Origin of the sequence: Amycolatopsis sp. cg9, assembly GCF_041346945.1 — a bacterium.
In the GTDB taxonomy this organism is placed as follows: Bacteria; Actinomycetota; Actinomycetes; order Mycobacteriales; family Pseudonocardiaceae; genus Amycolatopsis.
In genome coordinates, this window is sequence record NZ_CP166850.1 from 6373997 (window position 1) to 6398491 (window position 24495).

Annotated in this window: 22 protein-coding genes; 11 read left to right on the forward strand and 11 right to left on the reverse strand. The window is 73.6% G+C overall.

Annotated elements, in window-relative coordinates:
• Genes AB5J73_RS29650 through AB5J73_RS29665 form a run of 4 tightly spaced genes read left to right on the forward strand, consistent with a single transcriptional unit; the run spans position 1 to position 4603 of the window.
• Positions 1–519, forward strand: coding sequence for a hypothetical protein (locus AB5J73_RS29650; protein ID WP_370961954.1), 519 nt, complete (start codon positions 1–3; stop codon positions 517–519).
• Complete coding sequence (locus AB5J73_RS29655; RefSeq protein ID WP_370961955.1) at positions 516–2234, forward strand: hypothetical protein; 1719 nt, start codon at positions 516–518, stop codon at positions 2232–2234. Before AB5J73_RS29650 ends, AB5J73_RS29655 begins: the two co-directional genes overlap by 4 nt.
• Positions 2227–4314, forward strand: a complete 2088-nt coding sequence (locus AB5J73_RS29660; protein WP_370961956.1) for an ATP-binding protein — start codon at positions 2227–2229, stop codon at positions 4312–4314. Before AB5J73_RS29655 ends, AB5J73_RS29660 begins: the two co-directional genes overlap by 8 nt.
• Complete coding sequence (locus AB5J73_RS29665; RefSeq protein WP_370961957.1) at positions 4307–4603, forward strand: hypothetical protein; 297 nt, start codon at positions 4307–4309, stop codon at positions 4601–4603. The genes AB5J73_RS29660 and AB5J73_RS29665 overlap by 8 nt, the downstream gene beginning before the upstream one ends.
• Positions 4604–4625: 22 nt before the next feature.
• Here the strand turns inward: AB5J73_RS29665 and AB5J73_RS29670 are convergent, their stop codons facing one another.
• Positions 4626–5543 carry a LysR family transcriptional regulator gene (locus AB5J73_RS29670; protein ID WP_370961958.1) on the reverse strand — a complete coding sequence of 306 codons (918 nt, stop codon included), beginning with the start codon at positions 5541–5543 and terminating at the stop codon, positions 4626–4628.
• 70 nt (positions 5544–5613) lie between these two features.
• Here AB5J73_RS29670 and AB5J73_RS29675 point away from each other — a divergent pair, with 70 nt between their 5' ends.
• Both AB5J73_RS29675 and AB5J73_RS29680 read left to right on the forward strand, forming a co-directional pair.
• Positions 5614–6552, forward strand: a complete 939-nt coding sequence (locus AB5J73_RS29675; protein WP_370961959.1) for an SDR family NAD(P)-dependent oxidoreductase — start codon at positions 5614–5616, stop codon at positions 6550–6552.
• A complete protein-coding gene (locus AB5J73_RS29680; RefSeq protein WP_370961960.1) occupies positions 6549–7394 on the forward strand; it encodes an SDR family NAD(P)-dependent oxidoreductase in 846 nt (281 codons plus the stop codon). Before AB5J73_RS29675 ends, AB5J73_RS29680 begins: the two co-directional genes overlap by 4 nt.
• Positions 7395–7416: 22 nt before the next feature.
• Here AB5J73_RS29680 and AB5J73_RS29685 read toward each other — a convergent pair whose 3' ends face one another.
• The gene (locus AB5J73_RS29685; protein WP_370961961.1) at positions 7417–8631 is read right to left on the reverse strand and encodes a GNAT family N-acetyltransferase; all 1215 of its coding nucleotides are present in this window, start codon (positions 8629–8631) and stop codon (positions 7417–7419) included.
• A 40-nt stretch (positions 8632–8671) separates the two neighbouring features.
• The gene (locus AB5J73_RS29690; protein WP_370961962.1) at positions 8672–9592 is read right to left on the reverse strand and encodes a TerC family protein; all 921 of its coding nucleotides are present in this window, start codon (positions 9590–9592) and stop codon (positions 8672–8674) included.
• Positions 9593–9778: 186 nt separating this feature from the next.
• On the opposite strand from AB5J73_RS29690, the gene AB5J73_RS29695 reads away from it, so the two are divergent.
• Complete coding sequence (locus AB5J73_RS29695; RefSeq protein WP_370961963.1) at positions 9779–10078, forward strand: helix-turn-helix transcriptional regulator; 300 nt, start codon at positions 9779–9781, stop codon at positions 10076–10078.
• Positions 10079–10114: 36 nt separating this feature from the next.
• Here AB5J73_RS29695 and AB5J73_RS29700 read toward each other — a convergent pair whose 3' ends face one another.
• From AB5J73_RS29700 to AB5J73_RS29725, 6 genes are all read right to left on the reverse strand, one after another.
• A complete protein-coding gene (locus tag AB5J73_RS29700) occupies positions 10115–11095 on the reverse strand; it encodes a LacI family DNA-binding transcriptional regulator (protein WP_370961964.1) in 981 nt (326 codons plus the stop codon).
• Between the two features lie 129 nt (positions 11096–11224).
• A complete protein-coding gene (gene nrfD / locus AB5J73_RS29705) occupies positions 11225–12184 on the reverse strand; it encodes an NrfD/PsrC family molybdoenzyme membrane anchor subunit (protein ID WP_370961965.1) in 960 nt (319 codons plus the stop codon).
• Entirely contained in the window at positions 12181–13107 is a 927-nt protein-coding gene (locus AB5J73_RS29710; RefSeq protein WP_370961966.1) for a 4Fe-4S dicluster domain-containing protein, read from the reverse strand. Before AB5J73_RS29710 ends, nrfD begins: the two co-directional genes overlap by 4 nt.
• Positions 13104–16379 carry a formate dehydrogenase gene (gene fdh, locus AB5J73_RS29715; RefSeq protein WP_370961967.1) on the reverse strand — a complete coding sequence of 1092 codons (3276 nt, stop codon included), beginning with the start codon at positions 16377–16379 and terminating at the stop codon, positions 13104–13106. The genes AB5J73_RS29710 and fdh overlap by 4 nt, the downstream gene beginning before the upstream one ends.
• Positions 16380–17072: 693 nt before the next feature.
• Positions 17073–18179 carry an acyl-CoA dehydrogenase family protein gene (locus AB5J73_RS29720; RefSeq protein ID WP_370961968.1) on the reverse strand — a complete coding sequence of 369 codons (1107 nt, stop codon included), beginning with the start codon at positions 18177–18179 and terminating at the stop codon, positions 17073–17075.
• A 68-nt stretch (positions 18180–18247) separates the two neighbouring features.
• Complete coding sequence (locus AB5J73_RS29725) at positions 18248–18919, reverse strand: TetR/AcrR family transcriptional regulator (protein ID WP_370961969.1); 672 nt, start codon at positions 18917–18919, stop codon at positions 18248–18250.
• Positions 18920–19033: 114 nt separating this feature from the next.
• Between AB5J73_RS29725 and AB5J73_RS29730 the strand changes: the two genes are divergently transcribed.
• On the forward strand, positions 19034–20251 hold the full coding sequence (locus tag AB5J73_RS29730) for an oxygenase MpaB family protein (RefSeq protein WP_370961970.1): 1218 nt from the start codon (positions 19034–19036) through the stop codon (positions 20249–20251).
• A gap of 3 nt (positions 20252–20254) precedes the next feature.
• Here AB5J73_RS29730 and AB5J73_RS29735 read toward each other — a convergent pair whose 3' ends face one another.
• Positions 20255–20815, reverse strand: a complete 561-nt coding sequence (locus tag AB5J73_RS29735) for a class F sortase (protein WP_370961971.1) — start codon at positions 20813–20815, stop codon at positions 20255–20257.
• A 4-nt stretch (positions 20816–20819) separates the two neighbouring features.
• Positions 20820–21584 (reverse strand): choice-of-anchor P family protein, encoded by a 765-nt coding sequence (locus AB5J73_RS29740; RefSeq protein WP_370961972.1) that lies wholly within the window; start codon positions 21582–21584, stop codon positions 20820–20822.
• A 397-nt stretch (positions 21585–21981) separates the two neighbouring features.
• On the opposite strand from AB5J73_RS29740, the gene AB5J73_RS29745 reads away from it, so the two are divergent.
• The 3 genes from AB5J73_RS29745 to AB5J73_RS29755 all read left to right on the forward strand — a co-directional run bounded on the left by AB5J73_RS29745 (position 21982) and on the right by AB5J73_RS29755 (position 24460).
• Positions 21982–22929 carry a LysR family transcriptional regulator gene (locus tag AB5J73_RS29745; RefSeq protein ID WP_370961973.1) on the forward strand — a complete coding sequence of 316 codons (948 nt, stop codon included), beginning with the start codon at positions 21982–21984 and terminating at the stop codon, positions 22927–22929.
• A gap of 221 nt (positions 22930–23150) precedes the next feature.
• Positions 23151–23570, forward strand: coding sequence for a YkvA family protein (locus AB5J73_RS29750; RefSeq protein ID WP_370961974.1), 420 nt, complete (start codon positions 23151–23153; stop codon positions 23568–23570).
• 41 nt (positions 23571–23611) lie between these two features.
• Positions 23612–24460 carry a TIGR03619 family F420-dependent LLM class oxidoreductase gene (locus AB5J73_RS29755; RefSeq protein ID WP_370961975.1) on the forward strand — a complete coding sequence of 283 codons (849 nt, stop codon included), beginning with the start codon at positions 23612–23614 and terminating at the stop codon, positions 24458–24460.
• Positions 24461–24495: the final 35 nt, after the last annotated feature.

Here is a 24495-nt window from a genome sequence, read left to right on the forward strand (position 1 = left end):
GTGAGCGTTTTCGCGGTGTACGAATCGAGCACCGGCAACGTGGTCGGCGCGGTGAAGGCGATCGGCACGCCGCTGCCGGCCGCGGCCGACGTGGTCGGTGCCGCGCTGCCGGTGCGGCTGTCGCTCGGGTCGGGCGAGGTGGTGACCCTTTCGCTGGCGGGCCGGGAACTCGCCGTGCACGAGGCCGACGACCAGCCGGCGGTGTTCGTCGAACCGCTGGCCTACGGCGTCAAGCGCGTGGCCGGGCAGCCGGCGAAGCCCGCGCTGGCGAAACTGGCCGAGCTGTCCGCCCCGGCGTTCGACCCGACCGGGCTGCTCGTCGAGCTGCCGGGCCCGGCAGCCGAGGACACGGCCGTGTTCGCGCTGGTCTCCGAGGGGCCGGACACGCTGCCGGTCACCGGGAAGGTCGAGAAGGACGCCGACCACGTGTCGCTGCCGGTGACGGTGAGCGCGGGCGCGCACGCCGTGCTCCTGCTGGTGGCGGGCTGGGCGGGCCGGCTGGAGGAGATCACCAAGTGAGCGCACCCCCGGGCGGCGAGATCACCGTGCACCGGTGCGTGGTGCGGGTGGTGCGGCGCGGCGGGTGGAGCTGGGGGCCCGACCCCCGCGCCCTCGTCCAGCGGGTCCTCGACGCGCTGCCGGAGCTGCTGGCCGCGCGGTTCGGCGACCTCCTCGACGGCGACGGCCCGGACCTGGAGATCACCGAGCCGGTGCGGCTGTCCGTCCGGCTTTCCGCGCCCGGGACGGGCGGAACCGGCCTGGCGGCGTCGAGTCTCGTCCTCGGACCCGCGACGCCCGCCGGCGGGACACCGTCGGAGCCGGTGTCGATCCCGTTGCCGGTGAAGACTTCCTCGCGGCCGGCGCCGGAGTCGTCCACTGTGGACGCACTCGGCGAGCTGCCCTCCTTCGCCCCGGTCGCGGCCGGACCGACGGTGGCCGCGTTGTTCCGGGAGCTCGCCGCGCGGGACGAACTGGCCGCGTTGCTCGCCCTGCTCCCGGGGGAAACCGTGCGGAAGTTCCTGGCGGCGCTGCTTTCCGAGTCCGCCGGCGAGCGCGCCGGTCCGTCCGCGGCCGAGCCCGGCTCGACCGCGGCAGCGGACCTCCCGGGACCGGCCGGCGAGCTCGCCGTGGAGCTGGCGGCGGAGCTGGCCCGGCGGCTGTCGCTGCCGCGGGCACCCGCGACCCGGGCGGAAATCGCCGGACTGGTGGGCGCGCCGGCGGCGGGGACCACGCCGGCCGGCGGGACCGCGCCCGGCGCGGCGAGCCCCACGCCGAGACCGGCGGGGGAGACGAGAGTCGGCTCGGTGCTCCCGTTCCTGCTGGCCGGTCCGCTGGCCAGAACCGGCTACCTGGACGCGATCGGCCCGGCGCTGGCCGACGGCGCCCCGCTGTTCGCCGCGGCCCTGGCGTACAAGGTGCTCGGCGCGCCGCAGCGGGGCTGGCGGCGGACGCCCGCGGACGACCTCGCGGCGGCGACGTTCGCCGGCCTGGAGACGGTGCCGGACCTGACCGCGTTCGCCAGGGAAGCCGGCCCCGCGCTGCCGGTGCTGGACGGCGTGCTGGCGCTTTCGCTGTGCCGCGGCCACGATCCCGCCGACCCGCTGCTGATCGCGGGCGTGGACGGCGGCCTGCTGCTGGTCGACGCGCAAGGCCTGTTCCCGGTCGCCTGGGCGGCCACCGCGGCCGGACTGGTCCCGCACTGGGTGACGTGCGGCCGGCCGCCGGTGCTGGTCCGCGACGGCGCCCTCCCGCCGTCGGGCCTGCGCGACCTGGCCGCGGCCGGCGTCCGGTTCCTCACCGACGCGCGCCCGCTGCGCGACGACCCGCTGACCCGCCTGCGCTGGCGCACTCCACTGTGGACGACCGGCGGCGTGGAACCCCGGCTGGCCGCCCGGTTCCCCGCCGAGCGCCTGGACGAGCTGGTCCGCGTCCTGTTCGTCGAGCACCGGGCCGTGCCGCCGGCCGGGGACCGCGCCCTGGAGCGCAGCGTCTCGCTGGCGGCGTCGCTGGCGCTGGGCATGATCGCCTGGCAGCTGTGGGAAGGGGAGTCCCCGGTGCGGGCCCTGACGACGTTCGCCGACCTGGAGGCCACGGTCCGGTTCACCCGGGACGCGGTGCGCGTGAAGATCCCCTTGGGGCGCCGCCACGCGGACCTGTGGCAGGGCGGCGCGCTCACCGACGTACCCGACGTGGTCTGGCTGGGCGGCCGGACCCTGACCTTCTCCGGTGGCTGAGGTGACCGGGCTCGCGGTCGAGCACCTCCGGGTGCGCCTGGCGGAACTGCACCAGGCGCTGCGCGGCGCCGTCGCCCGGCAGGCCGGGGCCGCGGCGGTGCTCACGCGCCCGGACCTGACGCCGTTCTGCGTGACCGACGAGCAGGTGGACGCGCTGCTCGACCGCGTGGACGCCTTCGCGGAGGGGATGACCGAGCCCCGGTCACCGGCCCGGCCCGCCCCGGAGTCCGAGCTGCACCTCCGGCGGCTGGCCGCGGCGCGCGGGGTGACCCTCCCGCTGGACACGCTCGCGACCCGCTACGGCCTGTCGCGGGACGAGCAGGACGCGCTGCTGCTGGTGGCCGCGCCGGAGCTGGACCCCGGCTACGAGCGCGTCTACGCCTACATCGTGGACAACCTCAACCGGCGGGCGCCGTGCGTGGAACTGCTGGTCACGGTGATCGCGGAGACCCCGGCGGATCGCCTGGCCCTGCGCCGCGCGCTGGGTTCCGCGGGCCGGCTGCGCCGCTACGACCTGGTGCGGGCCCACGGCGAGGCGCCGACCGAGCTCGGCCGCGAGCTGACCCTCGGGGGAGGGGTGTTCGAGTACCTGATGGGCTGGGGCGGCGACGTCGGGATCCTCGGCCACGACCCCGGCGAAGTCCCCCGGCCGGCGCGGCAGGTGGCGTCCCCGTACCTGGAGTCGGAGCGGCTCACCGCGCTCGGCCGCGCGCTGGCCGCCGGTGACGTCGACGTGGTCGGCCTGTGGGGCTGCTCCGCCGACAGCCAGCCCGACGTCGCCCGGGCACTGGCGGCCGCGGCCGGCCGTCCCCTGCGCCGGGTGACCGCGGACGTCGCGCACGACCTGCGGACCGCGGCCGCGCTGGACGCGATCCTGTGGCTCCCGACGGACGGCCGCGAGGCCCGCGACGACGAGCCGTGGGTGAGCTCGGGCGTGCCGCTGTGCCTGACCGGCGCGACCCCGTGGCGCCCGGCCGGGCTGCTGGCCGCCCGCACCTACGCGGAGCTGACGATCCCCGCCCCGGACTTCCCGGAGCGGCGCGCGATGTGGTCGTCGGCGTTCCCGGTGCTGGGCGAGGACGTCCTGGCCGACCTGGCGGCCCGCTACCGGATGAGCGGCGGCGAACTCCGCGCGGTCGCCGCGGTCGCCGACACCGGCGCGCGCCTGTCCGGCACCGGCCACCCGATCACCGACCACGTCGAACCCGCGATCGCCACGGTGACCCGGGGGCGCACCAGCGGCGCGGTGCAGTCGATCATCCCGCGCCGGGGGCCGGCGGACCTGGTCCTGCCGGCCGCGCAGATGGCCCAGATCACGGAGATCGCGTCGGCGTTCCGCGCCTGGCCGCGCATCGCGGAGTCCTGGGGCTTCGCCCGCAAGACGACGACCGGCGGCGTCAAGGCGATGTTCACCGGCGAACCGGGCACGGGCAAGACGATGTCGGCGGAGGTCGTCACCGGGATCCTGGGCCTGGAACTGCTGCGGGTGGACCTGGCGCAGGTGGTGTCGAAGTGGGTGGGGGAGACGGAAAAGAACATGGAGGCGGTGTTCCGCCAGGCCGAGGACAGCCACGCGGTCCTGCTGTTCGACGAGGCGGACGCCCTGTTCGGCAAGCGCGGCGAGGTCAAGCAGGGCACGGACCGGTATGCCAACCTGGAAGTCGGGTACCTGTTGCAGCGCCTGGAATCGAGCGACGGCCTGATCATCCTGACGAGCAACCTGAAGGAGAACATCGACCCGGCCTTCACCCGGCGGTTCCACTTCGTGGTCCACTTCCCCCGCCCGGGCGTGGCGGAGCGCCGCCGCCTGTGGCACCTGGCGTTCCCCCCGGAGGCCCCGCTGGCCCCGGACGTCGACGTGGACGCGTTGTGCCGCTTGGACATGACGGGCGCGGGCATCACGTCGGCGGCCCGCACGGCGGCGCTGGCGGCCGCCGACACGGGCAGCAGCGCCATCGCCATGCGCCACGTCGTCCGCGGCGTGTCCCGCCAGTTCCAGCGCGAGGCGCGGTTGTTCCGCCCGGCGGAGCTGGGCCGGTATGCTGACCTCTTGACGGACAACGGGAGTGCGCATGCCTGAGCTGATGCCCCCGCAGACGAAACCCGCCGTGCCGGTCACGGCCGAGGAACTCCGGATCGCCGCGGCTTCGGACCGGGGCAAGAAGAAACTGGTCCTGGTGCCGGCGGTGATCGGCAACGCCCAGGCCGCCAAGACGGCGATGGACGGGAGCTCGAAGACGGTGCCGTCCCACCTGGCGTCGACGCTGGCGGCGGGGCAGGACCAGGTGGGGAACGCGGCGGTGGCCGGTGCGGCGATGCGGGTGGTGCCGATGGCGGTGCCGAAGAAGGAAGCCTGCCCCGGCTGCTGAGCCGGGCCGTTCGCGGGACCGGCTACGTCCCGGCGTCGGTCTCCAGCGCGGCCGCGCGCAAGGCGGCGGCCACCCGCACGACGGGCTCCGGCAGCGCCCGCGGCAGGTGGGCGAGCAGCACGCGGCGCTGCTCCCCGGGCCCGCCGCGGACGGGGAGCACGCGAACCCCGGGCGGCGCCACGGTGCCGATCGCGCCCGGCACCGTCGTGATCCCGCAGCCGGCGGCCACCAGGTGCAGCTTGGCCAGCCAGTCGCGGGCGGTGTGCGCGATCTCGGGCCGCTCGTCCAGGCCCGGCCACACGCCCATCACCCGGTCGTCGCCCGAACCCGCGATCCAGCGGCGGCCGCGCAGGTCGGCCACGTCGAGGTAGTCGCGGCGGGCCAGCGGGTCGTCGGCGGGCACGGCGACGCGGAGGCTGCGTTCGGTCAGGGTGTGCACGGTCAGCGCCGGCGTTTCGGTGTCGGGCGGGCGGAACGGCGGCGCCGAAGCCAGCAGGGCGATGTCGAGGGTGCCGGCGCGCAGCGCGCGGACCAGCGCCGGAGTCCCGCCTTCGCGGCTGAGCACGGTGATCGCCGGGTCGGTGCGCCGCAGGGCCGCCAGCGCGCGGGGGAGCAGGTCGGCGCCGGCGGTCGGGAACCAGCCCAGCCGGACCGTGCCCCGTTCGGCGGGCAGCCCGGCGAGTTCGCGCGCGGTGGCGTCGAGCTGGTCGACGACGGCGGTGGCGCGGCGGAGCACGATCTGCCCGGCCGCGGTGAGCCGCACGCCGTCGTGGCGGCGGTCCAGCAACGGCGCTCCCGCCGCGCGTTCCAGCGACGCGATCTGCCGTGACACCGCGGACTGCGTGTAGCCGAGCGCGGTCGCCGCGGCCGTGAGCGTGCCCCGCTCGGCGACTTCGCGGAACACCCGCAGCGCGGTCAGGGACGCGTCGGTGAAGGCCATGACGTCTACGCATACCAGGTCTGCAAATCTTTCGCTTTTCGCATGGCTGTGGCGCTCCTAGCGTGAAGGCATGGACCTGATCGAAACCCCCTTCGGATTCGCCAGCACCGCGGCCGAGGTCGCCGCGGGGATCGACCTGACCGGCCGCCGGGCCGTGGTGACCGGCGCGTCCTCCGGCCTGGGCGTCGAGACCGCCCGCGCCCTCGTCCCGACCGGCGCCGAGGTCACCCTGGCCGTCCGCGACGCCGAGGCCGGCCGGCGTGCCGCCGAGGACATCGCCGCGACCACGGGCCGCCCCGCGCCGCACGTCGCACCCCTCGACCTGGCCGACCCGGCGTCGGTCGCCGCCTTCACCGCGGCCTGGACCGGCCCGCTGCACGTCCTCGTGGCCAACGCCGGCGTGATGGCCGCGCCCGAGCAGTACACGCCGCAGGGCCGGGAGCTGCAGTTCGCCACCAACCACCTCGGGCACTTCGCCCTCGCCACCGGCCTCCACCCGGCCCTCGCCGCCGACGGCGCCGCCCGGATCGTCGTGGTCAGCTCGTCCGGCCACCAGCTGTCCCCGGTGGTCTTCGACGACGTCGACTTCGCCTTCCGCCCCTACGACCCGTGGCAGGCGTACGGCCAGTCCAAGACCGCCAACGTGCTCTTCGCCGTCGAAGCGACCCGCCGCTGGGCTGGCGACGGCATCACGGCCAACGCGCTGATGCCGGGCGCGATCCACACGAACCTGCAGCGCCACACCGGCGGCCGCGGCAGCGGGCAGGTGCCGCCCGAGCTGATCAAGACGCCCCAGCAGGGCGCTGCGACGTCGGTCCTGCTCGCCACGTCACCGCTGCTCGACGGGATCGGCGGCCGCTACTTCGCCGACTGCGCCGAGACCCCGACCATCGACCGGCGCGGCCAGGCACCGCGCCTGCACGGCGTGGCCCGCTACGCCCTCGACCCCGAAGGCGCCGAGCGCCTCTGGACCCTCTCCGAAACCCTGCTCGAGAAGGAAACCGCATGACTCCCCAGATCGCCCTGGTCACCGGCGCCACCCAAGGCCTCGGCCTGGCCCTCGTCGAGGGGCTCGCCCAGCGGCTGTCCCCGGCCGACACCGTCTACCTCACCGGCCGCGACGCCGGGCGCGTCACGCAGGCCGTCGAGGCGATGCCCGCCGGGGGCGCCGAAATCCGCGGCGAGGTCCTCGACGTCGCCGACCCGCAGGCGTCCGCGCGGCTGGCGCGGCGGCTGCGGGAACGGCATGGCGGCATCGACTTCGTGATCGGCAACGCCGTCATGCGCGTCGGTCCCGACGACGACCCGCGCGAGATCGTCGGGGAATACGCCGAGGTCAACAACTTCGGCACCACCCGGCTGCTGCGGGCGTTCGCGCCCCTGCTCCGCGACGGCGGCCGGTTCCTCGTCGTGGCCAGCTCGTTCGGCACGCTGAACCACCTGGCACCCGCGCTGCACGGCCGGTTCACCGGACTGTCCTCTTTGGACGAGGTGGACGAGCAGGTCGCGGCCTGGCGCGACGCGGTCGCCGACGGCAGCGCCCGCGGCGGCGACTGGCCGGGCTTCGTCAACATCCCGTCGAAGATCGGCCAGGTCGCGGCCGTGCGCACCCTGGCCGCGGACCGGCGCGCGGACGACCTGGCGCGGGGGATCCTGCTCGCCGCCGTCTGCCCCGGGATGATGAACACCCCCACCTCCGCCCTGTGGTGGGACGTGCGGGACGCGCCCAGCCCCGCACAGGCCGCGGACGAGCTGCTGGACCTGGTGTTCCGGCCGGTCGACCCCGCCCACTACGGCGAGCTCGTCCGCCACGGCGAAGTCCTGCCGTGGTCCCCCGTCCCGGCGGGCTGACCGGGGCGGGACGCGGGACCGGTCAGAACCAGTGCAGGCAGTGCGGCGCGCGCTCACCCCGGAACAGGGCGTCCGCGACGGCGGCCGCCGCCGGGTGGTGGGCCTCGATGTGGCCGGCGCGCACCAGCGTGCTCGGGGTCGTGCCGCCGAGGTAGATCGAGCCCAGGTCGCTCACGTCCAGGGTCAGGTCGGGCTCGCGGTCCGTCCGCTCGCACTCGCCCTTGCCGTCGCGGACGGTCAGCAGGTAGCGGTCGTGCTCGGCGAGGAACGGGTCGGTGACGTCGAGAACCAGCTCGCCGTCGGCGGACCAGCCGCGGGCGGTCAGGGCGCGGGGTACGTCCAGCAGCCGGACCCACAGCCAGTCCGTGTCGTCGCCGACCTGGCCGGCGCGGAAGTCGCTGAGCTGCCAGCGCAGCGGGTGCCCGGGCGGGACGTGCCGGAACACGACGTCGGACACCAGGTCGTGCCCGAGCGCGAAGCGGGCGAGGGCGGTGAAGACGGCGTCGTCGGTGGTGATGGTTTCGTCGACGGTCATGGTGCGGGGGCCGCCGATCGAGTAGCTGGCGTAGCCGTCCGCGACCCCGTCGGCGTCGCGGTGGACGGCGATGTACCGCGGCGCCGGGGCGATCGGGGGCTTCCCCGCACCCGAGCTCCACCAGCGCGGCGGCCGCGACAGCGCACCGGGCTGGGTGCGGCGGTAGGCGTCGTAGACCTCTTCCATGGTCCCGACGCAGTCGGCGCGCGGCCGCACCTCGACCGAGCCGGGCGCCGCCGCGGCGGTGCGAGCCCGGGGGAGCGCCGGCTCGGCCTGGTGGCGTGGCACGGTGAGCTGCTGCGTGTAGGTCGCGGGCCCGTAGCCGAACCGGCGGTAGATCACGGCTTCGGAGGCCAGCAGGACGGCGAGGAACTCCCCGCGGGCGCGCAGGTCGGTGAGCTGGCGCCGCATCATCGCGCTGAGCACGCCCCGCCGCCGGTGCGAGGGCAGCACGCCGACGGCGGTCACCCCGGCGGCCGGGGCGAGGACTTCACCGGGCAGGGTGAGCTCGAAGGAGTACACGCCGGCGGTGCCGACGGGCTGCCCCGCCGGCGTGACGGCCAGCAGGTTCCGGTCCATTTCGAGCGCCGACCACCAGACGCCGCCGTGCTCGCCGGGCGTTTCCGGGAAGCGTCCCAGCGCGGTGTGGAACGTGGTGACGAACGCGTCGAGGTCCTGGTCGGTGGTCGGGCGGATCTCCATCGGGACAGTCCATCGGCGGGCCGGGGGCGGGGCAAGCGATTTACGGCTCGGCCTTCGCGCGCGTCCGCAGGAGGCTGGCCCCCACCGCCGTCGCGAGGATCACGGCCACGACGCCCAGCGACAGCGCGGTCGGGATCTTCCAGACCTCCAGCAGCAGCATCTTCACGCCCACCCAGACCAGCACCAGCGCCAGCCCGAGCTTGAGGTACACGAACCGGTGCATGACGTCGGCCAGCAGGAAGTACATCGCCCGCAGGCCGAGGACCGCGAAGGCGTTCGACGTGAACACGAGGAACGGCTCCTGCGTCACGGCGAAGATCGCCGGGATCGAGTCGACCGCGAAGACGACGTCGACGACCTCGATCAGCACCAGGACCGCGAGCAGCGGTGTCGCGACCCAGCGGCCGCCTTCGCGGACGAGGAACCGGGCGCCGTGGTGGCGATCGGTCGAGGGGACGACCCGGCGGAACGCGCGCAGCACGACGTTGCGCTCGTAGTCGACCTCCTGCTCGCGGTGCAGCGCCATCCGCACGCCGGTGACGACCAGGAAGGCCCCGAAGACGTACAGGATCCACGCGAAGGTCGCGATCAGCGCCGAGCCCGCCGCGATGAACACCGCGCGGAACACGAGGGCGCCGAGCACGCCGTAGAAGAGGACGCGGTGCTGGTGCTCGCGCGGGACGGCGAAGTACCCGAAGATGATCGCGAACACGAAGACGTTGTCGACCGCGAGCGACTTTTCGATGACGTAGCCGGCGAAGTACTGGCCCGCGAACTCCGCGCCCCAGACCCACCAGACGATGGCGCCGAAGGCCAGCCCCAGCGTCACCCACACACCGGACCAGGCGAGGGCTTCGCGGACGCCGACCACGTGCGCCTTGCGGTGGGCGGCCAGGTCGACGGCGAGCATCGCCAGGATGACGCCGAGCACGGCGAGCCAGGCCCAGAACGGAACGGTCATCACGCACTCCTCCGGTTCGGTGGCGAACCAGAGGTCTCCCCGGTCACACGCGGTGTGACGCCGGCACCGGACTGCGCTCGGGCAGCCGGATTGACGATGCCGGACCGGGCGGGTACTCCCCTCCGCTGCTTCCAGAATGACGAACTGCGCTTCGTCTGTCAACTTCGGACGGCTACTGTGGCCGGTATGGCTTCGTGGACGTTCCTGAGCAACCACGCGCACGTTTTGCTGTGCGTGGCCGCGGATCCCGACCGGACGCTGCACGACATCGCCGCCCGGGTGGGCCTCACGGAACGCGGGGTGCAGCTCATCCTCCGCGACCTGATCGAGGAGGGCTACCTCGAGCGCGAGCGGGTCGGCCGGCGCAACCACTACAAGATCCACCCGGAGGGCCGGCTGCGCCACCCGCTGGAGGCGCACCACCGGGTGGCCGACCTGGTCGCGGCGCTCGGCCTCGAGGAGCGAGCCACGCCGAGGGAGGGGTGACCCGCCGCCGGGACCGGTGGCACCCGGGGCGCCGGCTCAGCGGCCGGGTGGCCCGGTGGTCTCGCCGATGACGAGCGGGGGCGTCACCGGCTCCGGCTCGGCCGTGGGCACCCCGTCCAGCCGGAGCACCGCCAGCTCGACCGCCCGCACGCCCAGTTCGCGCGCCGGGACGACCACCGCCGTGGGGCGGATCCGCTGCCGGTCCGCCACGGTGGCCGAGCACACCGCCACGACGGACACGTCTTCCGGCACCCGCAGCCCGCGCCGTCCGAGCTCGGCCAGGACCGGTGGGAGCACGGCTTCGTCGTGGACGACCAGCGCGGTCGGCCCGCCGCGGGTGAGCAGCTCGGCCAGGCAGCGTGGGACGTCGTCGGGGGCGCACAGGCGGGAAAGCGCTTCCGCACGCCGGTGCGCCGCGGCTTCGCGGAAGCCCGCCAGGTAGCGGAGCCGGTCCGGGGCCGCCGGTGTCAGGTGGGCGATCGAGCGGTGGCCGAGGCCGGCCAGGTGGGCTGCGCAGGCTTGCCCCGCCGGTGCGAAGTCCAGGGGAAGGGCGGCCGGGCCGCGGTGCCTGCCGATCAGCACCGCCGGGCGCCCCGAGGCGAGCAGCACGGGCACGCGCGGGTCGTCGTCGCCGGCGTCCAGCACGAGCACCGCGTCGGCCAGCGCGGCCGACGTCACGCGGTGCAGGCCCGCCGGGCCCGGGTCGTCGGTGACCAGCAGCAGATCGAAGCCGAGTTCGCGGGCGGTGCCGGCGGCCGCGGCGAAGAACTCCATCGCCACGCCCAGGTGCCGGTCCAGCGGTGCCGCGACCGCGAGCACGCCGGCCCGCGCCGCGACCGGGGCGGCCGAGCCGCCGCGGCGGCGGTAGCCGAGGGTGCGGATGGTCTCCTCCACCCGCCGCCGCGTCGCCGCGGAGATCGTCCGCTTGCCGGTGATCACGTACGACACCGTGCTCGCCGAGACCCCGGCCGCGTTCGCCACGTCGGTGATCGTCACCGCGCCGCGGGGATTCGTCATGGTCGGTGGCCTTTTCGCGTTAGCGCTAACATCCAGCGGGGAGGCTGACCATAATCGCGGGTGGAGCCGCAGGTCAAGCCACAGGTTCCCGGCCGCAGGCCGGGAACCTCGCCGCCGCGGGCGCGGGCGTCAGGGCCGCGGCTCGGCCGCCGCGGCGCGCCGGCGCTGGGGCACGACGACGTACTTCGGGTCCTTGGTGGACTCGACACCCGCCTCGAACACCCCGAACCGCTGCAGCGCGCTGCCCGCGAACAGCGCCGCGCCGGCGACCGCCGACACCGCGCGGCTGCGGTGCCCGGCCAGCGTGCCCAGCAGGCCCGCCGCGGTCAGCCGCTCGGACCACTTGCGCAGCCGGTGCGCCTTGCCCGTCGTGTACGCCTCTGCCGTCGCGCCGAGCTGTCGCTCCAGCACCTTCGACGCCACCAGCTCGGTCACCGCGCCCATCGCGGCCAGCGCGCGGGCCGGGCCCGCCTCCTCGACCGGGACCAGCACCATCGCGAAGCCGCCGGAACTCGCGGCGGCCGAGCCGGCGAAGACGAACGGCAGCTGCGGGTGGGCTTCGTGCCAGGCCGGGACCGCGGTCTGGGACAGCAGCACCGCCGTGTAGGACGCGACAGCCGGCGCGACGACGGCCGACGCGAGCCCGGCCGGGCGGGCCACCGCGCTCGCGAGCTTGCCCGGCCACCGCCCGGAAGGCAGCACCTCGGCGACCGCCGCGACCCCCACCCCGGGCCCGAACGCGCTGAGGATCCACGTGCCCACGCTCATCGGCGACGTCGGTTTCGCGACGCGCAGCATGTGGTGGAACCGCTCGGGCCGGCCGAGGTCGGCGACCAGCAGGTAGACGCTGGCCAGCAGTGCCGCCACCGACCCGGTGCGGCCCACCCGGCGCAGCCGCGGCCGCCCGGTCAGGTCGGCGCCGGCGGCCAGCAGCGAGGTGCCCGCGGCGAGCCCGCCGGTGAACAGGTACGCCGGCACCTTCCACTCCCACACCGGCGGCTTGAGCACCGGCCGCCCGTAGTAGGACCGGAACTCGGCGTCCGGCACCATCAGCTCTTCGCGGGAGCGGCGGGACTTGCGAGCGGTCATCGGCGGCGTCCTCCGAACGCGGCGACGGCGGCGGCGAGCAACGCCGACGCCGCCACCCCGGCGTACTTCCACATCGCGGGCAGTTCCCGGGTCGGCACCACCGGGTCCGGCGGCAGGCCGTAGACCTCGGGTTCGTCCAGCAGCAGGAAGAACGCGCCGGTGCCGCCGACCCCGTCGGCCGGGTCGTGCCCGTAGAGCCGGGCTTCGGTGACCCCGCGCTCGTGCAGCTGCTCGACGCGGTGGGCGGCCCGCTCGCGCAGCTCGTCGAGCTCGCCGAACTGGATGGAGTCGGTCGGGCACGCCTTGGCGCACGCCGGTTCGAGGCCGTCGTGCAGCCGGTCGTAGCAGAGCGTGCACTTCTGCGCGCGCCCGTCGTCCGGCCGCCGGTCGATGACGCCGTACGGGCAGCCGGAAACGCAGTAGCCGCAGCCGTTGCAGATGTCCTGCTGCACCACGACCGAGCCGAACTCGGTGCGGAACAGCGCCCCCGTCGGGCAGACGTCGAGGCAGCCGGCGTGGGTGCAGTGCTTGCACACGTCCGACGCCATCAGCCAGCGGAAGTCGGTCCGGCCGTCGGCGCCGGTCTTCGCGCCCGGCAGGTCGAACGACGGCATGCCGAGGTCCTCCGGAGCGCTCGGCGGGGGAGCGGTGCCCGGCCCGCCGGGCGGGCGCGGCTGCTCGACGAAAGCCACGTGCCGCCACGTGTTCGCGCCGAGCGCGCCGGTGTTGTCGAACGACATCCCGAGCAGGTCGAGCCCGTCTTCGGGGACGTCGTTCCACTCCTTGCAGGCGACTTCGCAGGCCTTGCAGCCGATGCACACCGACGTGTCGGTGAAGAACCCGACCCGCGGCGGGTGCCCGGTGTGCCCGGCCTCCCCGGCGACGTCCGGCAGCGGGCCGGACAGCCGGTCCTCGATGCTCATGTCCCGTCCTCCTCGTGGCCGGGTTCGACGTGCCGGGTTTCGTGCGCGGTCGACACCCGCGTACCCGTTTCCGGCGTGATGCCCGCGCGCTCCCGGTACTCGGCGAGGTACGCGGTGAGCGCGGCGCCGCGCGGCCGCTTGCCGGGCCGGACGTCGCAGGTGGCGACCTTGCTCTCCTGGATGAACACGTTCGGGTCCAGCACGACGCCGAACAGGTCGTTCACGACGTCGCCGGGCACCAGCCCGGAACCGCCCCAGTGGTAGGGCAGCCACACCTGGTGCACGACCCGGTCCTGCACCCGCAGCGGCCGCAGCCGGTCGGTCACGAAGACGCGTGCCTCGACGGCAGCCCGCGAGGTGACGACGTGCGCCCAGCCCAGGTGCGCCAGCCCGCGCAGCTGGGCGAGCTCGGGGGAGACCTCGACGAACAGGTCCGGCTGCAGCTCCGCCAGGTAGGGCAGGGTCCGGCTCATCCCGCCCGCGGTGTGGTGCTCGGTCAGCCGCGCGGCGGTGAAGACGAACGGGAACACCTCGCTGTGCGCTTCCGGCGGCGACGGGTTCGACGGGTTGTCCCGGCGGCCGTAGACCTTCCGCGCCGGGTTGGCCTGCTGGGCGTAGAAGGGGTTGCGGAACGGCGACTCGTGCGGTTCGTAGTGCGTCGGGAGCGGGCCGTCGGCCAGCCCGGACGGCGCGAACAGCCACGCCTTCCCGTCGGACTGCATGATGAACGGGTCGTCGCCGCGCAGCGCGGCCGGCCCGACCGCGCCTGCGGGCGGCACGTGGTCCGGCGGCTTGGTCTTCTCGAAGTCGGGCACGTCGTGGCCGGTCCACTCGCCGGCGTCGGCGTCCCACCACACCAGGGCCTTCCGCGCGCTCCACGGCTTCCCGGCCGGGTCGGCGGACGCGCGGTTGTACAGGACGCGCCGGTTGAGCGGCCAGACCCAGCCCCACTCGAGGGCCGTTTCGTCCTGTTCGAACCGGGACTTGCGGCGGGCGGCCTGGTTGACGCCGTCGGCGTAGACCCCGCAGTAGATCCAGCAGCCGCTCGAGGTGCTGCCGTCGGCCTTGAGCTCGAGGTAGCCGCCGAGTTCCTCGCCGGTGCGGAGGTCCTGGCCGTTGATCCGCCGCAGCACGTCTTCGGCCGACGGCTCGTCGCCGTGCACCGCGTAGTCCCAGGCGAGGTCGAGCACCGGCCGGTCGCGCTCGTCGGCGGACCCGGCGAGGCGCTCCCGCAGCTTGCGGCCCAGGTGGTAGAAGAACCACAGCTCCGAGCGCTGGTCCCCGGCCGGTTCGACGGCCTTTTCGCGCCACTGCAGCATGCGCTGGGTCTGGGTGAACGTCCCCTCCTTCTCGACGTGCGAGGCGGCGGGGAAGAAGAACACTTCGGTGCGGCACGTCGCCGGCGTGATCTCGCCGGTTTCGACCTCCGGCGCGTCCTTCCAGAAGGTGGCGCTCTCGATCATGGTCAGGTCGCGCACGACCAGCCAGTCGAGGTTGGCCATGCCGAGCCGCTGCAGCTTCCCGTGCGCCGAGCCGACGGCCGGGTTCTGCCCGAGCAGGAAGTAGCCGGACACCTTGCCGTCGACCATGTCCATCACGGTCCGGTAGGTGCCGTGGTCGCCGTTGATCCGCGGCAGGTAGCCGAAGCAGAAGTCGTTGTCCGGCGTGGCTTTCTCGCCCCAGTACTCCTTGAGCAGCGACACGGTGTAGGCGTCGGCGTTGCGCCAGAAGCCCTTCTGCTTGTCGCCGCTGACGTGCTCGAGGTAGTCGCCGAGCGTGCGTTGGTCGGGGGTGGGCATCGGCAGGTAGCCGGGCAGCAGGTTGAACAGCGTCGGGATGTCGGTCGAGCCCTGGATGCTGGCGTGCCCGCGCAGCGCGAACACCCCGCCGCCGGGCCGGCCGATGTTGCCCAGCAGCAGCTGGATGATCGAGCCCGCGCGGATGTACTGCGCGCCGACGCTGTGCTGCGTCCAGCCCACGCTGTAGACGAGCGCGGTGGTGCGCTCCCGGCCGGAGTTGCGCGTCCAGGCGTCGCAGACCCGCAGGAAGAGCTCCTTCGGCGTGCCGCAGGTGGCCTCGACCATTTCCGGGGTGTAGCGGGCGAAGTGGCGCTTGAGGATCTGGAACACGCAGCGCGGGTGCTCCAGCGTCGGGTCGGCGGCGATCTCCTCGCTGCCGCCTTCGAGGACCGGGCCGCCGGAGCCGTGCTGGTCCGACGGCGAAGTTTCCTTCCCGTGCCCGGTTTCCCGCGGCTCGACGTCCTGGTAGTGCCAGGTCGCCGGGTCGTAGGCGGCCGTGGCTTCGTCGTAGCCGCTGAAGAGGCCGTCGAGGTCCTCGGTGTCCTGGAAGTCCTCGTGCACCAGGAAGGACGCGTTGGTGTAGGCGACGACGTACTCGCGGAAGTCCAGGTCGTTGCTCAGGATGTGGTTGATCACCCCGCCGAGGAAGGCGATGTCCGTCCCCGCCCGCAGCGGCACGTGGGCATCGGCGAGCGCGCTCGTCCGGGTGAACCGCGGGTCGATGTGCAGCACCTGCGCACCGCGCGCCTTCGCCTCCATCACCCACTGGAACCCGACCGGATGCGCCTCGGCCATGTTGGAGCCCATGATGATGACGCAGTCGGCGTTCCGCAGGTCCTGCTGGTAGTCCGTCGCGCCACCGCGACCGAAGGAAGTCCCCAGACCGGGAACGGTGGCGGAGTGTCAAATACGCGCCTGGTTTTCGATCTGGATCGCGCCGAGCGCGGTGAAGAGCTTCTTGATCAGGTAGTTCTCTTCGTTGTCCAGGGTGGCGCCGCCGAGACTGGCGATGCCCATGGTCCGGCCCAGCGGCGCACCGTGGTCATCGGTGTCCTGCCAGCCCTTCCGCCGCGCGTCGAGCACCCGGTCGGCGACCATGTCGAGCGCGGTCTCGAGGTCCAGCTCGGTCCACTCGGTGGCATAGGGCGCGCGGTAGCGGACCTTTTGTTCCCGGTGCGGCCCGGTGACCAGCTGCTTGCTGGCCGACCCCTTCGGGCAGAGCCGCCCCCGCGAGATGGGGCTGTCGGGATCGCCTTCGATCTGGACGACCTTCCCGTCCTTGACGAACACCTGCTGCCCGCACCCGACAGCGCAGTAGGGACAGACGGACTTGGCCACCCGATCGGCACCCGCGGTACGCGGAGCGAGAGCTTCGGACCGCGGCGACTCCGCGGCCTTGCCCCGCCCGAGCGGATCGGCGCCGGTGAGCTGGCGGTACACGGGCCAGGATTCGAGCCACCGCCGTGGTCCCATGTCACCTCCCGCTCACGTTCCCGGCCGGACTACCCGGGCCACCCGAGCGTAAACCGGCTCGCCGCACCCGGCGACCGCACCGAAGGCGGCGAACCAGTCATCCCGGGACGTTCGGCGCCGAACTTCCGCCCGCCGGAGGTGATGAACGAGTCGTTCATGACGTCGGGTTGCGGTGGGTCCGGCGGGTCGGGTGGGTGAGGCCGGTGGGCCGGCCGGGGTGGTGACCGATGGGGATGCCGGGGCAGGTGTGCCGGACCTGGATGCACCCAATGTGGCGTTCGGTGCGTTGGACGCACCGAACGCCACATTGGGGCGCATCCGCTGCCCCGCCGCCCGCCGCCGGCTGCTGCCAGCCCGCCGCCGGCTGCCCCGCCGCCAGCCGCCGGCTGCCGCCAGCCCGCCGCCGGCTGCCCCGCCGCCCGCCGCCGGCTGCCGCCAGCCCGCCGCCGGCTGCTGCCGGGTTCCGTGGCGCTGCCGGGTTCTGTCGGCGCTGCCGAGTTCAGCTGGGCGCCGCCGGCTGCGCCGGGCGCCGTCGGCTGTCGCCGAGTTCGCCGCGGCCCCCGCGGGTCGGAGCGGGCACGGCCGGCCGACCTGACCTCCCGTAGCCCCGCCGCCGCACGTCATGAAAGGGTCGTTCACCGCGCCGGACGTCATGAACGACCCTTTCATGACGTCCAGGCCGCCGCCGCGCCGTCAGAGGCCGTACGTCTTCCCGATCACGTCGCGCTGGATCTCGCTCGTCCCGCCGTACACCGTGGACACCACCGTCGCCCGGACCAGCCGTTCCATCCCGTACTCCGTCGCATACCCGTACCCGCCGAGCATCTGCATGCCGTCGAGCGCCATGGCCTTCGCGAACTCCGTCGCCTTCAGCTTCGCCATCGACGCCTCCCGCGGCAGCGGCTGCCCGTCCGCCGCGTCGATCCTGCGGGCGACGTCGTGGACCAGGAGGCGGGTGCACTCCAGCTCCGTCGCGTGGTCGGCGAGGCGGTGCCGCAACGCCTGGAACGAGCCCACCGGGCGGCCGAACTGGTGGCGTTCGCGCACGTACGACACGGTGTCCTCGAACGCGCGGCGCGCGGTGCCGAGCATCAGCGCGGCCAGGATCATCCGCTCGAGGTTCAGCCCCGCCATCAGCTGGCGCCAGCCCTGGCCGACCTCGCCGACCACCGCGTCGCCGGGCAGTGCGCAGCCGGTGAAGTACAGGTCGTTGACCTCGCGGCCGCCCATCGTGTCGATGCCGTGGATCGCCAGGCCGTCTACGCCGACCGGGACCGAGAACATCGTCAGGCCGTCGTGCTTGCCGCCGTCGGCGGAGGTGCGGGCGACCAGCAGGATGTGCCGGGCCAGGTGGGCGTTGGAGCACCACGTCTTCTGGCCGTCGACGACCCAGCCGCCGTCCTGCCGCGCCGCCTTGCACGCCAGCGCGCCGACGTCGGAGCCCGCGCCGGGTTCGGACATCGAGACGGCGAGCACCTCGCCGCGCAGGAAGTCGCCCAGCACCTCCCGCCTGCGCTCCTCGCTCGCGAACTTCGCGTAGGACGCGGCCGTGATCACCGAGGTGGCGAACCCGCCGATCGGTGCCTGCCGGTAGGCGATGGTTTCCAGGAACAGCACCAGGTCCAGCATCCCCTGGCCGGCGCCGCCGTACTCCTGCGGCACGTTGATGCCCAGCCAGCCCAGCTCGGCCATCTTGCGGTACAGCGCGTCGTCGTGCGGGGTGTCGCGGGTGCCCACCTCGCGCCGGCAGAAGTCGTCGACGGCGGAGACGAAGTCGCGCTGTTCGGTGGTCAGGTCCACGAAGGCTCCCGGCGCTCGGAGATACAAGATTACTTACTTTGTATCTTTATCTCTCCGGCGGCCGGAACTCAAGCTTCGAGCATGGGTACGAGGTAGCGCCGCGCCAGTTCCGCGAGCCGCTCGTCGTCGTCGAGGTCGACGACGTGGCTGGGAATGGCCAGGAAGGAGGCGGACACGCGGACCATCAGCTCGGCCACGACCTCGACGTCCAGCTCGGCGGACACGGTGCCGGCGTGCTGCTCCCGCCGCAGCTGCCCGGCCACGAACTCCCGCACGGTGGCCAGCGTCCGGCCGTCGTCGGTGATCATCGACGACGCCAGCAGGCCCGGTTCCGCGGTGATCAGCCCGCCGATCAGCCGGTTGCCGCGGATCGCGCGCAGCGAGCTCACGAAGCCGAGCACGACCCGGTCGGCGACGGTCTCGGCCTGCTTGATCTCGACGAGGAACCGGTCGAAGTAGCGGCGGTACTCGCGGCGCACGACGTGCTCGACGAGCGTGTCCTTCGTGGCGAACCGCCGGTAGACCGTGATGCGGGACAGCCCGGCGCGCTTGGCGACGTCCTCCATCGTGGAGCGCTGGATGCCCATCCGGCAGAACTGCTCGTGCGCGGCGTCGAGCACGCGGACCCGGATCTGGTCGGTGTCGCCGACCTGCTCCAGCGCGTCGGTGTAGGCGCGCTCCAGCAGCGATTCCGCGCCGGGCGCGGCGGTGAACGGCGACACCACGGGTTCCACAGCCACCTCCTGATCCTCCCACCCTAGGTCTTGTGACCGGCGGCGCGGCATGGTCTGATACAAGGAGGCAAGTCGCGTATCAGAGTATCAGTTCATGATCTCGGCTCCGGAGGAGAAGCGATGGCCAAGGACGAAGTCAGCCGGCGGCTCGCGTTGAAGCGCGGGGGCACGCTGGGCATCGTGGGCGCGGTGACGGTGGCGTCGCCGTTGTTGTGGACGTGGCCGGCGGAGGCGTCGGTCGCCGGCACCGGGGCGGGCGCGGATCCGCGCTGGGTCTGGGACACCGAAGCCGACCCGCTGCTCGCCGCCGTCACCGACCGCGGCGACGTGCCCCGCGTGAACGAACTGCTGCGGACCTGGAAGAAGAACGGCCAGCCGCTGCCCGAAGAACTGCCCGCGGACGTGCGCGACTTCGTCGAGCGGGCCCGGCGGCTGCCGTCCTGGGCGGACCCGGGCAAGCTCGAGACGTCGTTCCGGTTCACCGAAAAGCGCGGTCTCTACCTCGGGCTGCTGTACGGCCTCGCGAGCGGGATGGTCAGCACGGTGATCCCGCACGAGGCCCGCGCGGTGTACCACTCCAAGGGCGGCGCGGCCATGAAGGACCGCATCTCCAAGACCGCCAAGCTGGGCTACGACGTCATGACCCGCAACGCTTTCGCCGCCGACGGCGAGATGATCGTGACGTGCGTCAAGACACGCCTGGTGCACGCCGCGGTACGCCACCTCCTGCCGCAGTCCCCGCAGTGGCGGCAGGGCGCCGACCAGACGATCCCGATCAGCCAGCGGGACATGATGGTCACGTGGCACAGCCTGCCCACCACCGTCATGCGGAAGCTGACCGCCTGGGAGGTGCCGATCCCGCGCGCGGAGTCCGAGGGGTTCCTGCACTCCTGGCAGCTCACCGCGCACCTGCTCGGCATCGAGGACGAGTACATCCCGGCGTCGTGGGCCGAGGCCGGCGCCCAGGCCGACCAGGTGCTGACGCCGGTGCTGGCGCCGACCGACGAGGGCGTCGAGCTGGCCGACATCCTGCTCAACCTCGGCTCGTCGGTCGACGGCGGCGTCCTCAGCACCCACGTCCTCGGCGCGATGACCCGGTTCATGCTCGGCGACCAGGTCGCCGGCTGGCTGCGCATCCCGCGCGAGCCGGTCTGGGACCCGTTGCTGCGCACCGCGTGGGGCCCGTTCATCGCCGTCCGCGAGGGCCTGCTGCCGTTCCCGCTGGCCCCGGCGGCCTACTGGACCTTCGACGAGTTCCTCCGCCAGGCGGCGCTGCTGTTCCTGTCGGAAGGACGGCCGATCAGCATCGAGATCCCGACGGGCAACCGGCCGTCCTGACGCTCAGCGCTTGAGCTTCGCGTACACGATGACGTTGTCGAGGTAGTTGCGGTTCGCCGCGTCGTACCGGCCGCCGCAGGTGATGAGGCGCAGTTCCGGGTCGGTCGTGTCGCCGTAGACGGCTTCGGTCGGGAACTCCTTCTTGGCGATCTGCTCGACCTTCGTCACCGCGAACGTCAGCCGCCCGCCGTCTTCCCGGTCGACGTGGACCTCTTCGCCCGGCTTGAGTTCGTGCAGCCGCCAGAAGATGCCCTTCCGGTGGTCGCCGTCGATGTGCCCGAGGATGACCGCCGGCCCGGCCTCGCCCGGCGTGGGGCCGTACTCGTACCAGCCGGCCTGCAGCGGCTGGTCGACCGGCGGCACCTCGACGGTCCGGTCGGGGTTGAGGCCGAGCGACACCAGCGACGACCGCGCGCCGATGGCCGGCACGTCGAGCGCGGTCGGCAGCGACCGCACGAGCGTGGTGGCGGGGGCCGCGCTCGGCGGCGGTGCGGGGGTCGCCGAGGCCCCGCAGCCCGCCAGCAGCACGGAAAGGAGGCCGATCAGCAGTGCGCGGCGGGGCATCGGCTCAGCCCTCCGCGGCGAGGCTGCCGTCACCGGTCTGCGGGGCGCCGGCGGGCACGACGACGACCTGCCCCGGCCCCGGCCGCGGCGGCGCCTGGGGCGCGCGCTCCTTCGACGGGCCGCAGGTGACCGACGCGAGCTTGACGTCGCCGCTGCCGAGCTTCTTGGCGTCGCCGTCGAGGAGTTTGACGTGCAGCGCGGTGATTTCGAGGCTGCCGTCGTAGCGCTGGACCTGTTCGTTGACGATCACCTCGGCCACCCCGGGGATCCCGAGCCGCTGGTTCGGCCCGGTGGCGGCGGGCAGCGTCCCGAGCCGGCCGAGGTTGACGCCGGCGAGGTCGCTGCTGCCGGTGACGTGCCCGTCGGTGGAGGCGCACCGCGCGCTGATCACCCGGATCGACGGCACTCGCCCGGCGACCGGCGCGAGCAGCGGCAGCGTCGCCTCGGCGACACTCGCCTTGGCGGCCACGGTGCCGGCGCCGTTCACCACGGAGCTGCTGATCGCCTTCGCGGTGACGAGCCCCTCGAGCGGCACGTCGGCGACGCTCGCCGAAGCGGGCCCGGTGCTGCTCGACACGGCGAGCTGCCCGGTCTCGACGGTGATCCCCTTGCCCCCGGTGAGCACACCGGGCAGCACGGAAACCTCGGCGGAGGTACCGAAAGCGGACCCGGCGACGGCGTCGTCGGCGGCCGAGACGCCGGCGGAACCCGCGAGGATGGCGGCCGTCACCCCGGCCAGGCTCCCGGCTCGGAGCAGGGTGGTGCGCATGAAGAAGTCCTTTCACCGCAAGGGAAGAGCGTGGGGAAGCGGCACCGGTGAGAGTTCGGTCCGCGGGGGAAAGCCCGGCCACGCTATCAAAATCGCTACGCGCGGCAAGGATTCCGTCGAACCCGCCGGGTGGCGGCGATGCGCGAAAAGTGATCACCGGCCGGGCGGCCACCTTGTAGTGGTGCGCCGGCCGGAGGATTCCTCGCGAATTGCGGACGGGCGGTAGCGCGCATTGCGACATTCGAGGCGATGGACCGCGGAATTCGACACGGACGAGTGATTGCCTGGACGAGTGCCGACGAGCACGCACGGTGATGTGACCACCACGGCGCCGCGAAGACCGGTGTGCGGGCACGATCACGTCCGTGCCGCGCCTCGCGCGCCGTAAAGTCGGTGGATGGAGCTGCGGCAGGTCGAGCACTTCCTCGCGGTGGTGCGGAGCGGGGGTTTCACGGCGGCGGCGCAGGACGTGCACGTGGTGCAGTCGGCGCTGAGCGCGTCGATCCGGAAGCTCGAAGGGGAGCTGGGTGCCCCGCTGTTCGACCGCACGACGCGCCGCGTCACGCTGACCGAAGCGGGACGAGCGCTGCTGCCACTGGCCCACCGCATCATCGCGGACGTCGCCGCCGCGCGCGGCGAGGTGGCGGCGGTGACCGGCCTGACGCGCGGGCGGGTGTCGATCGGCACGATCCAGACGCTGACGGTCGTGGACCTGCCGGTGAAGCTCGGCGAGTTCCGGCTCCGGTACCCGGGCGTCCGCATCCACGTGCGCGAGAGCACGGTCTTCGACCTGGCGGCGGGCATCGCCGGCGGCGAGCTGGACCTGAGTTTCCTGGCCGCGCCGGAGCCGCTGGCGGCCGACCTGTTCAGCTTCGCGAGCTGGCGCCAGGACCTGGTCCTGCTGTGCCACCCGGGCCACCGGCTCGCCGGCCGCGACCGGATCCGCCTGCCCGAACTGGCCGACGAGCCGTTCGTGGACTTCAGCGGCAGCGGCATCGAGGTGATGGTCGCCCGCCGGTTCGCGGACGCGGGCGTCCGCCGGCACCGCGTCTGCGAGGCGACCCACATGCCCCTGCTCGTCGACCTGGTGGCGGCCGGCCTCGGCGTCTCGATCGTCCCGCGCCCGGTGGCCGAGAAGTCGGGGCTCCCGTACGCCCGGCTCGACGGGCCGGGTTTCAGCCGCGCGATCCACCTCGCCGGCCGCGGCCCCCAACCGGCGAACCCGGCCGCCAGGGCCCTGCTGGCGCACCTGCTGGACGGGCCGTCAGCGCTCGCGGACGGGAACGAAGAGCAACCCGAACCCGGTGAGGACGAGAGCCATCGCGACGGTGCTCAACCCGGTTAAGGCGGTGACCGCGCCGAGCACGAGGGCCCGGAGCGCGAAGCGTCTCAGCAGGCGGGTCAGATCGGCCGCTTCGGAATGCTGCATGCTCCGAGTGTTCGCCGGGCGGCGTGCGGCGTCCAACGCACAGGATCGCTGGGACCCAGCTGCGGAATCGATGAATGCCGGTGTGACCGGGCGCCCGGCCCCGGTGTTCCGCGGTGGCGCCGCCGTACGATCGTGCGGTGGGTACGGGCTCGTTCTGGTGGGATCTGCTGATCGCCGTCGCCGGTGCGCTGGTGCTCGCCTGGCTCGCCCTGATCGTCGCGCTGCTGGCCGTCCGGCCGCGGGGCGGGCTGCTCACGGAAGCCCTCCGCCTGCTGCCGGACCTGCTGCGGCTCCTGCGGCGGCTCGCCGCGGACAAGACCCTGCCCCGCGGGGTGCGGATCCGGCTCGGCCTGCTGCTGGCCTACCTCGCGCTGCCGATCGACCTGGTCCCGGACTTCATCCCCGTGCTCGGCTACGCCGACGACGCCATCATCGTCGCCGCTGTGCTGCGGAGCGTGGTGCGGCGGGCCGGGCTCGACGCCGTCCGGGTGCACTGGCCCGGGTCCGACGACGGTTTCGCCGCCCTCACCCGCCTCGCCGGGATGGGGGCGCGCTGAGCCTTGCCTTGCCGTTCGCGTCAAGGTCTACCTTCGCGGACGTGGAGTTCGGGATCAGTTACAGCACACCCTTCTTCGGCGCCGACCCGGAAACGCTCCTGGGGTTCGCCCGGGACGCGGAGGAGTTCGGGTTCGAGTCCTTCTACCTGCCGGAGCACGTCGCGCTCCACCCCGGCGCGAAGATCGGGGCGATGGCGCTGCCGCCGTCGCTGCCGTTCGCGGATCCGCTGGCGTGCTTGAGCTTCGTGGCCGCCGGGACGCGCCGCATCCTGCTGGGCACCGGTGTCCTGCTGCTGCCGTACCACCACCCGGTGACCCTCGCCAAGCGGCTGGCGACGATCGACGTCCTTTCCGGCGGCCGCATGCGGCTGCTCACGGTGGGCGTCGGCGCGCTGCCGGGCGAGGCCCGGGCGGTCGGGGTCGATTTCGCGACCCGCGGGCGGCGGGCGGACGAGGCGATCGACGTCCTGCGCGCGCTGTGGGCGGGCGACGAGTCGGGGGTCGGCTTCGAGGGGGATTTCTATTCCTTCGACGACGCCTGCGTGTACCCGAAACCGTTGGCGGAGCTGCCGATCCACGTGGGCGGATCGAGCCCGGCCGCGGCACGGCGGGCCGGGGTGCGCGGGGACGGGTACTTCCCCGGCGGGATGCTCACGGCGGAGGAGCGTCGCCGGCAGTTTTCGCTCGCCCGGACGACGGCGGCCGCCGCCGGGCGTGATCCGGACCGGCTGGAGTACACGCGGTGGGGTTCCCTCGACATGTCGCCGGAGGACGTCGAAGTGCTTGCGGCGGAAGGGGTTACCCGGGTGGTGGTCAGTCCGGACAGTGCTGAGCCCGGGCGGCGGCGGGAGGTGATGGCTGCTTTCGCTCGGCGGTTCGGGTTGGGGTAGCGACGATCATTGCCACCTGATCGAGTGATGAACAG

Coding starts and splice junctions, on each gene's coding strand:
- AB5J73_RS29665 (WP_370961957.1), top strand. CDS start 4,307: ATGCCTGAGCTGATGCCCCCGCAGACGAAACCCGCCGTGCCGGTCACG.
- AB5J73_RS29670 (WP_370961958.1), bottom strand. CDS start 5,543: ATGGCCTTCACCGACGCGTCCCTGACCGCGCTGCGGGTGTTCCGCGAA.
- AB5J73_RS29675 (WP_370961959.1), top strand. CDS start 5,614: ATGGACCTGATCGAAACCCCCTTCGGATTCGCCAGCACCGCGGCCGAG.
- AB5J73_RS29680 (WP_370961960.1), top strand. CDS start 6,549: ATGACTCCCCAGATCGCCCTGGTCACCGGCGCCACCCAAGGCCTCGGC.
- AB5J73_RS29685 (WP_370961961.1), bottom strand. CDS start 8,631: ATGGAGATCCGCCCGACCACCGACCAGGACCTCGACGCGTTCGTCACC.
- AB5J73_RS29690 (WP_370961962.1), bottom strand. CDS start 9,592: ATGACCGTTCCGTTCTGGGCCTGGCTCGCCGTGCTCGGCGTCATCCTG.
- AB5J73_RS29695 (WP_370961963.1), top strand. CDS start 9,779: ATGGCTTCGTGGACGTTCCTGAGCAACCACGCGCACGTTTTGCTGTGC.
- AB5J73_RS29700 (WP_370961964.1), bottom strand. CDS start 11,095: ATGACGAATCCCCGCGGCGCGGTGACGATCACCGACGTGGCGAACGCG.
- nrfD (WP_370961965.1), bottom strand. CDS start 12,184: ATGACCGCTCGCAAGTCCCGCCGCTCCCGCGAAGAGCTGATGGTGCCG.
- AB5J73_RS29710 (WP_370961966.1), bottom strand. CDS start 13,107: ATGAGCATCGAGGACCGGCTGTCCGGCCCGCTGCCGGACGTCGCCGGG.
- AB5J73_RS29730 (WP_370961970.1), top strand. CDS start 19,034: ATGGCCAAGGACGAAGTCAGCCGGCGGCTCGCGTTGAAGCGCGGGGGC.
- AB5J73_RS29735 (WP_370961971.1), bottom strand. CDS start 20,815: ATGCCCCGCCGCGCACTGCTGATCGGCCTCCTTTCCGTGCTGCTGGCG.
- AB5J73_RS29740 (WP_370961972.1), bottom strand. CDS start 21,584: ATGCGCACCACCCTGCTCCGAGCCGGGAGCCTGGCCGGGGTGACGGCC.
- AB5J73_RS29745 (WP_370961973.1), top strand. CDS start 21,982: ATGGAGCTGCGGCAGGTCGAGCACTTCCTCGCGGTGGTGCGGAGCGGG.